13 protein-coding genes are annotated in these 12,146 nt (G+C 72.2%); 11 read left to right on the top strand and 2 right to left on the bottom strand.

The genetic code is table 11. The features are described 5' to 3' along the window. The first annotated feature begins 94 nt into the window (after positions 1–94). From AB0M02_RS33280 to AB0M02_RS33250, 7 genes are all read left to right on the top strand, one after another. On the top strand, positions 95–1,342 hold the full coding sequence (locus AB0M02_RS33280; protein WP_364234172.1) for an MFS transporter: 1,248 nt from the start codon (positions 95–97) through the stop codon (positions 1,340–1,342). 13 nt (positions 1,343–1,355) lie between these two features. Continuing rightward, positions 1,356–2,396, top strand: a complete 1,041-nt coding sequence (locus AB0M02_RS33275; RefSeq protein WP_364234170.1) for an LLM class flavin-dependent oxidoreductase — start codon at positions 1,356–1,358, stop codon at positions 2,394–2,396. 1 nt (position 2,397) lies between these two features. Beyond that, on the top strand, positions 2,398–3,381 hold the full coding sequence (locus tag AB0M02_RS33270; RefSeq protein ID WP_364234168.1) for an amidohydrolase family protein: 984 nt from the start codon (positions 2,398–2,400) through the stop codon (positions 3,379–3,381). Next, a complete protein-coding gene (locus tag AB0M02_RS33265; protein ID WP_364234165.1) occupies positions 3,378–3,848 on the top strand; it encodes a flavin reductase family protein in 471 nt (156 codons plus the stop codon). Before AB0M02_RS33270 ends, AB0M02_RS33265 begins: the two co-directional genes overlap by 4 nt. A gap of 87 nt (positions 3,849–3,935) precedes the next feature. Then, the gene (locus tag AB0M02_RS33260; RefSeq protein WP_364234163.1) at positions 3,936–4,493 is read left to right on the top strand and encodes a hypothetical protein; all 558 of its coding nucleotides are present in this window, start codon (positions 3,936–3,938) and stop codon (positions 4,491–4,493) included. A 10-nt stretch (positions 4,494–4,503) separates the two neighbouring features. After that, positions 4,504–5,193, top strand: coding sequence for a response regulator transcription factor (locus AB0M02_RS33255; RefSeq protein ID WP_364234162.1), 690 nt, complete (start codon positions 4,504–4,506; stop codon positions 5,191–5,193). Then, on the top strand, positions 5,190–6,944 hold the full coding sequence (locus AB0M02_RS33250) for a HAMP domain-containing sensor histidine kinase (RefSeq protein WP_364234159.1): 1,755 nt from the start codon (positions 5,190–5,192) through the stop codon (positions 6,942–6,944). The genes AB0M02_RS33255 and AB0M02_RS33250 overlap by 4 nt, the downstream gene beginning before the upstream one ends. A 1-nt stretch (position 6,945) precedes the next feature. Here AB0M02_RS33250 and AB0M02_RS33245 read toward each other — a convergent pair whose 3' ends face one another. Then, positions 6,946–8,025, bottom strand: a complete 1,080-nt coding sequence (locus AB0M02_RS33245; RefSeq protein WP_364234157.1) for a class I SAM-dependent methyltransferase — start codon at positions 8,023–8,025, stop codon at positions 6,946–6,948. A gap of 34 nt (positions 8,026–8,059) precedes the next feature. On the opposite strand from AB0M02_RS33245, the gene AB0M02_RS33240 reads away from it, so the two are divergent. Then, positions 8,060–9,016, top strand: a complete 957-nt coding sequence (locus tag AB0M02_RS33240) for a LysR family transcriptional regulator (protein WP_364234155.1) — start codon at positions 8,060–8,062, stop codon at positions 9,014–9,016. Here AB0M02_RS33240 and AB0M02_RS33235 read toward each other — a convergent pair. Further along, positions 8,961–9,827 (bottom strand): LLM class flavin-dependent oxidoreductase, encoded by an 867-nt coding sequence (locus AB0M02_RS33235; protein ID WP_364234153.1) that lies wholly within the window; start codon positions 9,825–9,827, stop codon positions 8,961–8,963. The genes AB0M02_RS33240 and AB0M02_RS33235 overlap by 56 nt on opposite strands. 46 nt (positions 9,828–9,873) lie before the next feature. Here AB0M02_RS33235 and AB0M02_RS33230 point away from each other — a divergent pair, with 46 nt between their 5' ends. The 3 genes from AB0M02_RS33230 to AB0M02_RS33220 all read left to right on the top strand — a co-directional run bounded on the left by AB0M02_RS33230 (position 9,874) and on the right by AB0M02_RS33220 (position 12,095). After that, entirely contained in the window at positions 9,874–10,692 is an 819-nt protein-coding gene (locus tag AB0M02_RS33230) for a hypothetical protein (RefSeq protein WP_364234151.1), read from the top strand. A gap of 122 nt (positions 10,693–10,814) precedes the next feature. Continuing rightward, complete coding sequence (locus AB0M02_RS33225) at positions 10,815–11,423, top strand: response regulator transcription factor (RefSeq protein WP_364234149.1); 609 nt, start codon at positions 10,815–10,817, stop codon at positions 11,421–11,423. A 117-nt stretch (positions 11,424–11,540) separates the two neighbouring features. Beyond that, on the top strand, positions 11,541–12,095 hold the full coding sequence (locus tag AB0M02_RS33220) for a hypothetical protein (protein WP_364234147.1): 555 nt from the start codon (positions 11,541–11,543) through the stop codon (positions 12,093–12,095). Positions 12,096–12,146 lie beyond the last annotated feature (51 nt).

The following is a 12,146-nucleotide window of genomic DNA, read 5'->3' as shown; positions in this document are numbered from 1 at the left end:
ATGACCTGCATCGAGGTCATTCGTTGGTGCTGTGACCCGGGTCTCTGCGACGGTGACGACGTCCTCGTCCCACCGGTACTCGTGGAGCCGCCCCATGCTGTCCCCACCTGCGACAAAGGCCCCCGGTAGAGGGTTCGTCGCCGCCTTCGTCCTGGCGTACTTCGGGCTCTGGGTCTCCCTGCTCGCGCCGATCATCATCACGCTCCAGCTCCGGGTCAAAGAGGTCGCGCCGGGACGGGAGGGCGCGGTCCTGTCGCTGGTGCTCGCCGTCGGCGCGATCCTCGGCCTGATCGTCAACCCGATCGCCGGCCGGCTGTCGGACCGGACCACCAGCCGCTTCGGGATGCGCCGGCCCTGGCTGGTCGCCGGCGCGCTGACCGCCTTCGCCGGGGCGGTCACGATGGCCCTCGCTCCGGGCGTGACCGGGCTGGTGACCGGCTGGGCGGTGGCTCAGGTCGGATTCAACACGACTCTGGCCGTACTCCTGGCTCTTCTTCCGGACCACGTCGGTGCGCAACGCCGCGGCCTGGTCTCCGGTCTCCTGGGTCTGGGGCAGGGTTTCGCCGCGGTGGCCGGTGCCGCGCTGGCCGGTGGTGTCGCGGACCGCAACCTGGCCGCCGGCTTCCTGATCCCCGCCGTGATCGGCCTGGTGTGCGGGCTCGCCGTCGTGCCGGTCCTGCACGACCGGCGCCTGGAACCGGGGGAGCGCAGCCCGCTGACCCTCCGGGAGCTGACCGGCGCCTACATGTTCTCCCCGCGCCGGCATCCCGACTTCGGCTGGGCGTGGCTGTCCCGGTTCGCGATCTTCATGGCCACCGCCGCGGTGCTGAACTATCAGCTGTTCTACCTGGTCGCGCAGATCGGGCAGGACGAGACCGCGGCCGCCGGGATCGTCGCTGCCGGAACCGGCGTGCAGACCGCGGTGGTGATCGTCGCCAGCACACTGTCCGGCTGGCTCTCCGACCGGCTCCGCCGCCGCCGGGTCTTCGTCATCGCCTCCGCGCTGGCCTGCGGCGCCGGACTGCTCGTCATGGCCTCGGCCGAGGCGCTGCCCGGCTACTTCGTGGCGATGATCCTGATCGGTCTCGGCCAGGGCATCTACTTCTCCGTCGACCTGGCCCTGATCGCCGACGTGCTGCCCGACCGCGACCGCGACGCCGCCAAGGACCTCGGCGTGATCAACGTGGCCAACCTGCTGCCGCAGTCGCTCGCCCCGGCGATCGCGCCGCTGCTGCTCGGCATCGGCGGGGCCACCGACAACTACCCGGCGCTGTTCGTCGCCGGGGCCGTCTTCGCCGCGCTGAGCGCGGCCGCGATCCTCCCCATCCGAAGCGTCCGCTGAAACGGAGCCCCTCGTGTACCTGTCCAACTTCCTCGGCCCGCTGTCGCTGTCCCCGGCGCACGACGGCCCACTGATCGACCTCTGCCTGCGCCAGGCGGAGGAGTCGGCGTCCGCCGGGTTCGCCATGGTCACCTTCGGCGAGCAGCATCTCAGCGGCTACGAGCCGTACAGCGACCCGTTCCTGATGGCCGCGCGTCTCGCGCCGGTGCTCGGCGACTGCTGGTTCGGCACCACGATCATCCCGCTGCCGCTGCGCTCGGTGCTGCGGCTGGCCGAACACGCCGCGGTCGTCGACTACCTGCTGAAGGGCCGGTTCCTGATGGGCGTCTCGGCCGGGAGGGGCGGGCCGGTGCCGGAGTGGACCGTCTTCGGCGTCGACCAGAAGGACCGGACCGCCGCGTTCGACAGCAAGCTCGACCTTCTCCAGGCGATCTTCGCCCATCAGCCCGGCGACCCGCCGCTGAGCCTGGACACCCCGTTCGACCGGGGCCGGTTGATCGGCCGGTTGATGCCGGCGCCGTTCCGGCCCGGCGGCCCGCAGATCGCGGTCGGCACGAACACCCCGGAGAAGGTCGACGACATCGCGCGGCGGGGCCTGCCGCTGTTCCTCGGGCCCTGCCTGCCCCATGTCGCCGCGGGACTGCTGGCCCGGCACCGAGAGGGCCTGGCTGCGGCCGGACACGCCGGCGACGCCGCCGTGAAATCCCTGGTCACCCGGCACGTGATCGTCGGGCGCACCGAGGACGAGGCGTGGGAGCGCGCCGAGCGCCTGGCCGGCCGCAACCCGATGCTGGACCGCAGCACCGACCGGCGCGGTCTGCGTGAGCTGTCCACCGCCGACCCGGCCGACCGCAACGCCGCGCACGTGCAGAGCTGGATCATCGCCGGCACGCCCGAGCAGGTCGGCAAGCAGATCACCGGGTACGACGACGCCGGCGTGCGGCACCTCAACGTGCGGTTCACGGTCGGCGTCTCCCTCCCGGCCGACGTCGAGGCCTCCTTCGCCCTCTTCCGCGACGAGGTCCTCCCCGGCCTCTCCCTCGAAAGGTTCTGACATGCGCGTCGACGTCCACGCCCACTGGTGGGCCGCCTCCTATCTCGACCTGCTCGTCGAGCTGGGGCGCAAAGACCTGGCCCGGGCCGGCCGGCAGAGCGACGACCTCAGCGACCGGATCGCCGAGATGGACGCCAACAAGGTCGACGTGCAGGTGCTGTCGGCGATCGGTCTCGACACGTACGTCGGTGACCGCGACGCCGACGTGGCCGCCTGCCGGCACATCAACGACCGGTACGCGGCCACCGTCGCCGAGCGCGACGGCCGCTTCGCCGCGTTCGCGAGCGTGCCCCTGCCCTGGGTGGACGCCGCGGTGGCGGAGGCCGCCCGAGCCCTCGACGACCTCTGCATGGCCGGCGTCGCCCTGCCCTGCTCGTTCGCCGGCCGCCCGATCGACGATCCGGAGTTCGAACCGTTCTGGGCCGCGCTCGGGGCCCGCGACGCCGTCGTCTACGTCCACCCGGTCGGCAGCCACAGCTCCTGCCACCCCGGCCTGGCCGACTGGAACCTCGACATGGCCTACGGCAGCCCCACCCAGGTCGCCGCGGCCGCCGCCCGGATCGCCTTCTCCGGCGTCTCCACCCGCCACCCGGGCATCCGGTTCGTCTTCGCCATGTGCGGCGGAACCCTGCCGCTGCTGTGGAAGCGGCACGAGGTCAACCTGTTCCGCGGCATCCGGATGAGCGCCGTCGCCGCGGTCGGCCGCAACTTCTTCTCCTGGATCGACGACCTGCCGATCGACCGGGAGGACCCGATGGGCCTGCTCCGGAACTTCTGGTACGACACCGGTTTCCAGGACGTCCCGGAGGTGATGTTCCTGGCGCGCCACTCCTTCGGCGTGGACCGCCTGCTGCTCGGCAGCGACGCGATCTTCGCGTCCCTCACCGAGGCGGTGCGCTACATCGAGGACTCGCCCTATCTCAGTGCCGACGAGAAACATCAAATTCTGGACGTACGCGCTGCCGAAGTCCTGCGCCTGTCATGAACCAGCAGGTCCTGCGTGAGGTGATGGCCGCTGTCCCGACGCCGGTGTCGGTGGTCACCACGATGACCGGGAGCACCGCGCACGGCAGCACGGTCAGCGCCTTCGTCTCGCTGTCGATGGACCCGCCGATGGTGCTGGTCTCGCTAGCCCGCTCGTCGAACCTGCTCCGCAACATCCGGAGTTCGGGCCGCTACGGCGTCAACGTGCTCAGCGCCGAGCAGGCCGCGCTGGCGATCGGTTTCGCCACCGCGGAGAGCGGCCACCGGTTCCGGGGCGTGCGCTGGTCGGCCGACCACGACCTGCCCCGGCTGGCCGGCACCACCGGGTGGCTCGCCTGCGAGGTGGCCGGCCTGATCGACGGCGGCGACCACGTCATCGTCCTCGGCCGGGTGGTCGGCGCCGAGACGGCCGAGGCGGCGCCGCTGGTCTACCACCGGCGCACGTTCGGCACGCACCTGCCGGCCTGACTGCCGGAAACCTGACGAGTTCCTGATCATTGCTTGTCAGGCTGTCCGGCGCGGCGGGGAGCGGCCTCGCCGGACAGGAGGTGTCCCATGCGCGGCAGAGCTGTAGCGGTGCTGGTCGCGGTCGCGTTCACCGCGTTGCCCGCCTGCGGGTCCGCGGAGCCGTCCGCCGAGGCGCCGCGGGTGGCGACGCTGCAGAGCGCGGCCGCCGAGCCGTCGGCGTCGGCGACGGCCAAGGCCGAGCGCCCCCGGGAGCGGATCGGCATGACGTCGGAGGAGTACGAAGCCCTGCTCGAGCCGTACAACAAATGTATGCGCGAGCAGGGCTTCGACCCGGTGGACGCCCGGAAGAAGGCCGAGGCGGCGGCCGACTCGGCCGAGGGGGAGCGGGCGGAGAAGGCGAACCGGATCTGCGAGCCGCAGTTCCTGCCGCTGCCGCCGTGGGAGAAGGACCAGGCCAACCCGGAGGCGCGGGACTTCGCGCTCGCCGTGGTCAAGTGCCTCAAGGGCAAGGGCGTCGAGTACGTCGAGGTCAGCGAGGACGGCATCTCGATCGCGCTCGGCGGTGACCACAACGACCCGCGGTCGATCTCACTCGGGATGGAGCACATTCCCGACTGCGAACGGCAGGTCGCGGCCCGGTCGTAGAGTCGCTGCCATGTGTGCTGCTGTGCTGGTCGCCGAGGACGACCGCCGCCAGGCCGAGGTGCTCCGGCGCTACCTGCTGGCCGCCGGCCACGAGCCGGTCGTCGTGCACGACGGGCGGGCCGCGCTCGACCAGGCCCGGCGGCTGCGCCCGGACCTGCTCGTCCTGGACGTGATGATGCCCGGCCTCGACGGCCTGCACGTGTGCCGGACGCTGCGCGCGGAGTCGGAGGTGCTGGTGCTCATGCTGACCGCGCGTACGAGCGAGGACGACCTGCTGCTCGGCCTGGAGCTGGGCGCCGACGACTACCTGACGAAGCCGTACAGTCCCCGCGAGCTGATGGCCCGGGTGCGCACGCTGCTGCGGCGCGCGCCCCGCCCGGAGCCGGAGGCGACGCTCCGGGTCGGCGGGCTGGCTCTCGACCCGGCCCGGCACACGGTGACCGTCGACGGCGAGCCGGTCGTGTGCACGCGCGGCGAGTTCGCCATCCTGGCCGCGATGAGCGAGCAGCCGGACCGGGTCTTCAGCCGGGCGCAGCTGCTGCACCACACCCGCGGCATCGACCGCAGCTCGACCGAGCGCACCATCGACGTGCACGTGAGCAACCTCCGCCGCAAGATCGAGAAGGATCCGCAGCGGCCGTCGCGGCTGCTCACGGTCTACGGCGTCGGCTACCGCCTGACCGCCGGGGAACGAGCGTGAACCGGGTGCCGTGGCGGCACAGCCTGGTGACCCGGCTGCTGGCCACCTCGGTGCTGATCGCCGTCGCCGCCATCGGGGCCACCGCCTGGCTGGCCGCCCGGACCGCGACCCGCGCGATCAGCCAGGAGCAGGGCCGGTCGCTCACCGACGACAAGGGCGTCTACGACATGCTGGTCGGATACGCGGCCGGACACCCGGACTGGTCGGGCGCCGCGGAGCTGATCCGGGAGCGGGCCGCGAAGCTGGACCGGCGGGTGACGCTGATGACCGAGGACCGCCAGGTGATCATCGACTCGGGACCCGGCCCGTCGCTGGGTGCGGCCCGGCCGTCGGCCGTCGTCGACCCGCTGAACCTGGACCTCGGGCTCACCGGCGGCACCGAGCGCATCGACCCGCGCGCCGTCGGGCCGTACCTTCTGCCCGCCGCCGAGCGCGCCGAGCTGCGGATCTACGCCGAGAAGACGAAGAGCTGCATGGACGAGTCGGGTGTCAGCGGGCGTGTGGTGAGCACGCCGAGCGGACGGCCGGCCGTGGAGGCGACCGTCCCGGACACGACCGGCACGCTGGCGCAGTGCAGCTCATTGCTGGACGAGGTCGTCACCGCCACCGAGAAGAAGGCGCTGCGCGCGCTCGGCACGATGACCAGCGCCTGCCTCGGCGGGGTCAACGGCGGCACGGTCATGGTGTCGCCGAGGTTCAGCGCGTACGTGCTGACCGACAAGGAGGCGGCCGACCGCATGGTCGTCCCGCTCGTCGCCGAACACAAGGGCGCGGTGGCCGGCCGGACCGCGCGGGTCCGCTCCTGCCTGGAGAAGTCCCGCCGCACGCAGCTCCAGCCGTACGTCGCCCCGCCCGCCCTGCTGTTCGTCACCGACCCGGGCACCGGCGTCGACCGGACCACGTTCACGCTGTCGCGGGCGAACACCATCCGGATCGTCACGGTCACCGGTGCGGTCCTGCTGGTCACCATCGTGGTCACGGTCCTGGCCGGGCGCCGGCTGATCCGCCCGCTGCGGGCACTCGCCGAGGCCGCCGACACGCAGGCGCCGGTCGTGGTCACCGGCCGCGACGAGATCGCCCACCTGGCCCGCGCGCTGCACGCCTCGGCCGAGCAGCGGCGTGCCATGGTCAACGACGTGGCGCACGAGCTGCGGACGCCGCTCACCAACATCCGCAGCTGGCTCGAGGCCGCGCAGGACGACCTCGCGCCCACCGACGCCCAGCTCGTGGACCTGCTGCACGAGGAGTCGATGCTGCTGCAGCACCTGATCGACGATCTGAGCGATCTCGCCGCGGTCGACGCGGGCACCCTGCGGGTGCATGCGGAACAGCTCCGGGTGCGAGACGTGATCGAGCAGGTCACCGAGGCGCATCGGACAGCGGAGGTACGGGTGGAGACGTCAGTCGCCGGTGACCCCGTCGTGCACGCCGACGCCGTTCGCCTGCGGCAGATCCTCGGGAACCTGGTCTCCAACGCCATCCGCTACACCCCGCCCGGAGGGACGGTCACGGTTTCTGCCCAGGACGACATCATTACCGTACGGGACACCGGCATCGGTATCAGCGAGGACGACCTGCCCCGCATCTTCGACCGGTTCTGGCGCGCTGACGAGTCCCGCAGCCGCGCAACCGGCGGCAGCGGTCTGGGCCTGGCGATCACCCGTAAGCTCGTCGAGGCGCACGGCGGCACGATCACCGTGGCGAGCACCCCCGGCCGTGGCACCGTGTTCACCGTGCGCCTGCCTCGCTGATCTACGGCCGGGCCTCGTACACGTTGTTGAAGGGTGTCTGCGCGGCCAGCCGGAACCGGGAGAAACCGGCGGTGGTGGCGATCTCGCGGATGCGCGCCGGGCCGGCCTGGGTGCCGATGGCGGCGCCGGGCTCCTGGGACAGCGAGGCCGGGGTGCAGAGCAGCGCCGAGAACCCGTAGTAGGCGCGCCCGACCGGGGTGAGGTTGTCCTCGACGTTGTCGCCGGCAGCCGGTTCGACGATCATCCAGGTGCCGTCGGGGGCGATGATGTCGCGGACGTGCCGCGCGGCGCCGGCCGGGTCACCCATGTCGTGCAGGCAGTCGAACATGGTCACCAGGTCGTGGCCGCCGCCGGTGGCACCGGTCGCGGAGCGGACCTCGAACCGCACCCGGTCCTGCACGCCCGCCTCGGCCGCCCGGTCCCGCGCGGTCGCGATCGACTCGGGGTGGTAGTCGGAGCCGGTGAACGACGACCTCGGGTACGCCTGCGCCATCAGGATCGTGGACGCGCCGTGACCGCAGCCCACGTCGGCCACCGTCGCGCCCCGCTCCAGCTTGGCGGCCACACCGTCGAGCGCCGGGAGCCACGAACTCACCAGGTTGGCCGCGTAGCCGGGCCGGAAGAACCGCTCGCACCCGAGGCGGACGTCGTCGTTGTGCTCGTGCCAGCCGAGCCCGGCACCACGCCGCGCGACGTCGATGATCCGGTACGCGTCACGCACCGTCCCGAGCGCGATCTGGAAGAACCCGGGCAGGAACGCCGGGCTGCTCTCGTCGGTGAGCGCGACCGCGTGCTCGGCGGGCAGCGTGTAGCGGCCGGTGCCGGCGTCGTACTCGACGAATCCACCGGCGGCCTGCGCGTTCAGCCACTCCCGCGCGTACGGTTCGCCGGTTCCCGTCCGCTCGGCCATCTCGGCCGCGGTCACCGGCCCGTGTGCGGCGAGGTCGCGGTACCAGCCGAGTTGGTCGCCCATGACGACGAGGGCGCAGTTGAGCGACGCGCCCACCTCCTCGACGGCGCGGAACACGAAGCCCATCAGCCTGTCGGAATCAATCTGTTTCTCGGTGTCGATGCTGGTCATGGCTGGACGCTAGGCTTAGCCTCCATTAGCGACAATGCTGGTTGCTGGAGGACCATCAGTGGAACTGATAGGGCATGTCCGGGCCCTCCGCGTGCTTTGCGAGGTGGCCGCACAGGGATCGTTCTCGGCCGCGGCCGAGGCGCTCGGCCTCACCCAGTCCGCGGTGAGCCAGCACGTCGCCGGTCTGGAGCGGCAGACCGGGCTGCCCCTCGTCGAGCGGGGCACGCGGCCGGTGGCGCTGACCGATGCCGGTCATGCCCTGGTGCGGCACGGCCGGGCCGTCAGCGCACGACTGGAGAGCGCCGAGCAGGAGCTGGCGGAGATCGCCGGACGGCGCGGCCGCCGTCTGCGCTTCGGCAGCTTCCCGACCGCGCTGACCACGTTCGTCCCCGCCGCGCTGGCTCGGTTGCGCAGCCGGCAGCCCGCCACCGCGCTGACCGTCGTCGACGACCACCTCCAGGGACTGCTGCCCCGGCTGAGTGACGGCGAGCTGGACCTCGCGGTGATCTACGACAACGAGGTGCTGGGCGGGTCGCGGTTCGGCGGCGGCCGGGTCCACCTGTTCGACGACACGTTCCAGGCCGTCCTGCCCCGCGGGCACCGGGTCGCGGCCGGTGACCGTACGGTCGAGCTGACCGACCTCGCGGAGGAGGCCTGGGTCGGCGGCCGGCCCGGCAGCGCGTGGTTCACGATCGTCCGGCACTCCTGCCGCGCGGTCGGCTTCGACCCGCGGGTGTCGCTCACCTCCGACGACTACCGCGCGGTGCTGGCCTTCGTCGCCGCCGGCCTCGGGGTGGCCGTGATACCCGGCCTGGCCGTGGCCCGGCCGCCGGCCGGTGTCGAGGTCCGGCAGCTGCGCGCCGGCGCACCGATGCGGCGGATCTCGGTGGCGTACCCGGACAGTGCGTACCAGCCGCCGGTCGTCGCCGAGATGATCACGATCCTGGAGGGCGTGACCCAGCGGTTGCGAGCGGCACGACGTCCCGCATGAGGCGCTCCAGCTGCTCGTGCGGGTCCGCGAGCGGCCAGACGAAGACCTGGTCGATCCCGGCCTCGGCACAGGCGCGCAGCGTGACGGCGCAGTCCGGTGCGGTGCCGATCAGGACCCGTTCGCGGAGCTGGTCCGGGGAGCGGTTCAGGATCCGGCCGAGGGCGGACAGGTGCTCCTCGCGCTGCTGATCGCAGTCGGTCACGTAGGTCCACATCGTCGCCAGCGCGCAGGGGAATCCGTCCGGGTCCCGGCCGGCCTCGCGCAGCGCCGTGCCGAGCCGCACCCGGGCGGCGGCGATCTGAGCGGGGGAGGCGTTGTAGGCGGACGCGAGCCAGCCGTCACCCAGCCGCGCGACGCGCCGCAGGCCGGCGTCGGAACCCCAACTGCCGATCCAGAGCGGTTTGTCGTACGTCCGGAGCGTTCTGACCGCGTCGTCGAAGAGTGACCAGCGTTCGCTGAAGTCGAGTCCGGCGAGGGCGTAGTCCTGTACCGAGGAGCCGGGCCCGACTCCCAGGATCATCCGGCCGCCGGAGAGGACGTCGAGGGCGATGGCGGCCTTCGCGAGTGCGGCCGGGCCGCGTACCACCGGAAGGGCGACCGTGGTCGCCAGCCGCATGTCGCCGCTGTGCTCCACGACACTGGCGAGGGCGACGATCGCGTCCAGCCAGGGCCGCTGGAAGACGAGGTGGTCGTTGGCGCCGATCGCGGTATAGCCGAGGTCACGGGCGGTTCGGGCGAAGGCGCCCAGCTCTCCGGGCCGCCAGCCCCGGCCGTCGAAGTCGATGAGTGGCAGGTGCACGCCCAATCGCATGGCCTCAGCCTGTGTCAGTTCGCGGTGAATGGGTAGTGATTCATCGATGGACTTGACGGTTGCGCTGGCTCAGCGGCTCGCCCGGCTCCTGCTTCTGGTGGGGCTGGCCGTGGCCGCATACGTCGCGCTGAGCCTGCTCGACGACGCCGCGCGCGCCGACGAGGGTCTGCCTGACCTGCCGGATCCGGTCGCCACCGTCAAGAAGGTCACCACCGAACCTCGGAAGGTCGCCGCCGATCCGGTGCGCACGGTGAAGAAGGCCGCCGCGGACACCCGGAAGATCTCCCATCCCCGGAAGGTCTCGGCCCCGAAGGTCTCGGTTCCTAAGGTCTCGGCCCCGAAGGTGCGCAAGGTGGCGGCCGTGGTGACCGAGCCGCTCAAGAGGCTTGCCACGAAGCCCATCTCCCCGCCGGCGATTCAGCCTCCGGTGATCGAGCCGAGCGCCGTGCCTGTCCTCGGCGCCGTGTCTTCGCCTGACCTCGGGCCTCTCCCGGCTGTCCCGCAGGCTGTCACGCCGATCGCACGTTCCACGGTGCCCGATGCCTCCGTGCTCGATGTCTCCGTGCCCGATGCTTCCGTGCTCGATGCTTCCGTGCTCGATGTCTCCGGGCCTCCGGCTGGTGTCCGGCACGACGGAACCCTGATGAGACCCGCGCCGGCCACGCCGCCACCGGCCACGCCGGTGCACCCGGGCGACCGCTCGGCTGATCCCGCCCACCTCCGGGACTCCGGCGGTGGTGCCGCGCCCGTGGTGGGCGCCCTCTCGTCCCTCTGGTGGCCGGACGTCACGGCCGCTGTCGCCGCACCGCCCGCGAGCGCGGGCGCCTCCGGGCGCACTGTCCGGTACAGCGGCCCTCCCAGCTGATCCACGCGGTCCGGAATCGGGCTGTCGCCGGTGAACCGACCCGGTGACGCGCCCCGCCGGTGTCCGCGGAGACGACTCGGATGCCGGCATCCCACCGCTTCTTTCCTGGCTGGGAGGCCACTGTGATCCGCATTCTGCTCGTCGAACCCATGAACCTGTTGCGCGGCGCGCTCGCCGCGACGTTGTCACTCGAAGAGGATTTCGCCGTCGTCGCCGAGCTCGGCTGTCTCGGCGAGGCGCCGGCCATGGCCCGCGCCGTGCGGCCGGACGTCGCGGTCGTCGACGCCGGGTTGCTGGTGGGGGAGGGCCCGCGCCTGCTCGACCGGCTCAGCACGGAGCAGCCCGGCTGCGCCACGCTGGTGCTGGGCGGTCCCGACGCCCCGGCGCAGCTGAATCGCGCGCTGGACGTCCACGTCCGCGGCATGGTCGGCACCCATTCCGCGCCGTGCGAGCTGGTGCGCGCCATCCGGCAGCTGGCCCGGGGCGAACGCGTCATCGACGCCGGCCTGGCGGTCGCCATGGTCGCCGCGCCGCGCAGCCCGCTGTCGGCGCGGGAGCTGGACGTGCTGAGTGCTGCCGCGTCGGGGAAGCCGTCCGCCGAGGTCGCCGCCACGTTGCACCTGACCGCCGGTACCGTCCGCAACTACATCTCCGGGATCCTCCGCAAGACCGGCGCCCGCAATCGCCTCGAAGCCGTCCGCGTCGCCGAGCACGCGGGCTGGCTCTCCTGAGACATGACATTCGTCAGGCCGGCCGATGACAGCGCTCACTGGGACGGGCCGTGTCCGGCATCGAGGCTTGCCGGTAGGAAATCGCCCTGAAATCTCCACCAGAAATCAGGAGGAACGATGACATTCCGGCAACGACTCGCGACGATCGTCGTCACCTTGCTCGCGGCGTTGGGACTCGTCGCCGTAGGCGCGAACCCGGCCGCCGCCGCCCCGAACACCGCGTTGGCGGCGCCGGCCGGCGTTCTCGACGTCCCGGTGACCGGCGCGTTCACGGACGCCGCCGGGGGAGCGGGTACCTTCGCCGGCACCTTCACCCCGGAGAGCTTCGCGGCGCGGGACGGCAACCTGATCGCCTCCGGCACCTTGACCGGAACGCTCACCGACTCGGCCGGTGCCACCGTCGGCACGGTCACCCAGGCCGTCAGCATGCCGGCCGTCGTCGCCCAGGCCACGTGCCAGATCCTCAATCTGAATCTCGGCCCGCTGCACCTCGACCTGCTCGGCCTGGTCGTGGACCTGAACCGGGTGATCCTGTCGATCACCGCCGTGTCGGCACCGGGCAACCTGCTCGGCAACCTGCTGTGCGCGATCACCCACCTGCTCGACGGCAACCCGACCGCTGGCGCCCTGGCCGCTCTCCTCAATTCCATCCTGGCTCTGCTCCGCCAGTGATCTGCTCCACTGGCAGGCGCAGCCGCACCCCCCGAGGTGCGGCTGCGTCGC

Origin of the sequence: Actinoplanes sp. NPDC051861 (assembly GCF_040681145.1) — a bacterium.
In the GTDB taxonomy this organism is placed as follows: Bacteria; Actinomycetota; Actinomycetes; order Mycobacteriales; family Micromonosporaceae; genus Actinoplanes.
The sequence above is the reverse complement of the archived record's forward strand: the minus strand, read 5'-3'. Positions and strand labels throughout refer to the sequence as shown.

Excerpts from the sequence above, each read along its gene's own strand:
- AB0M02_RS33280 (WP_364234172.1), top strand. The coding sequence starts at position 95 with ATGCTGTCCCCACCTGCGACAAAGGCCCCCGGTAGAGGGTTCGTCGCC.
- AB0M02_RS33270 (WP_364234168.1), top strand. The coding sequence starts at position 2,398 with ATGCGCGTCGACGTCCACGCCCACTGGTGGGCCGCCTCCTATCTCGAC.
- AB0M02_RS33265 (WP_364234165.1), top strand. The coding sequence starts at position 3,378 with ATGAACCAGCAGGTCCTGCGTGAGGTGATGGCCGCTGTCCCGACGCCG.
- AB0M02_RS33260 (WP_364234163.1), top strand. The coding sequence starts at position 3,936 with ATGCGCGGCAGAGCTGTAGCGGTGCTGGTCGCGGTCGCGTTCACCGCG.
- AB0M02_RS33255 (WP_364234162.1), top strand. The coding sequence starts at position 4,504 with ATGTGTGCTGCTGTGCTGGTCGCCGAGGACGACCGCCGCCAGGCCGAG.
- AB0M02_RS33245 (WP_364234157.1), bottom strand. The coding sequence starts at position 8,025 with ATGACCAGCATCGACACCGAGAAACAGATTGATTCCGACAGGCTGATG.
- AB0M02_RS33240 (WP_364234155.1), top strand. The coding sequence starts at position 8,060 with ATGCTGGTTGCTGGAGGACCATCAGTGGAACTGATAGGGCATGTCCGG.
- AB0M02_RS33235 (WP_364234153.1), bottom strand. The coding sequence starts at position 9,827 with ATGCGATTGGGCGTGCACCTGCCACTCATCGACTTCGACGGCCGGGGC.
- AB0M02_RS33230 (WP_364234151.1), top strand. The coding sequence starts at position 9,874 with ATGGACTTGACGGTTGCGCTGGCTCAGCGGCTCGCCCGGCTCCTGCTT.
- AB0M02_RS33220 (WP_364234147.1), top strand. The coding sequence starts at position 11,541 with ATGACATTCCGGCAACGACTCGCGACGATCGTCGTCACCTTGCTCGCG.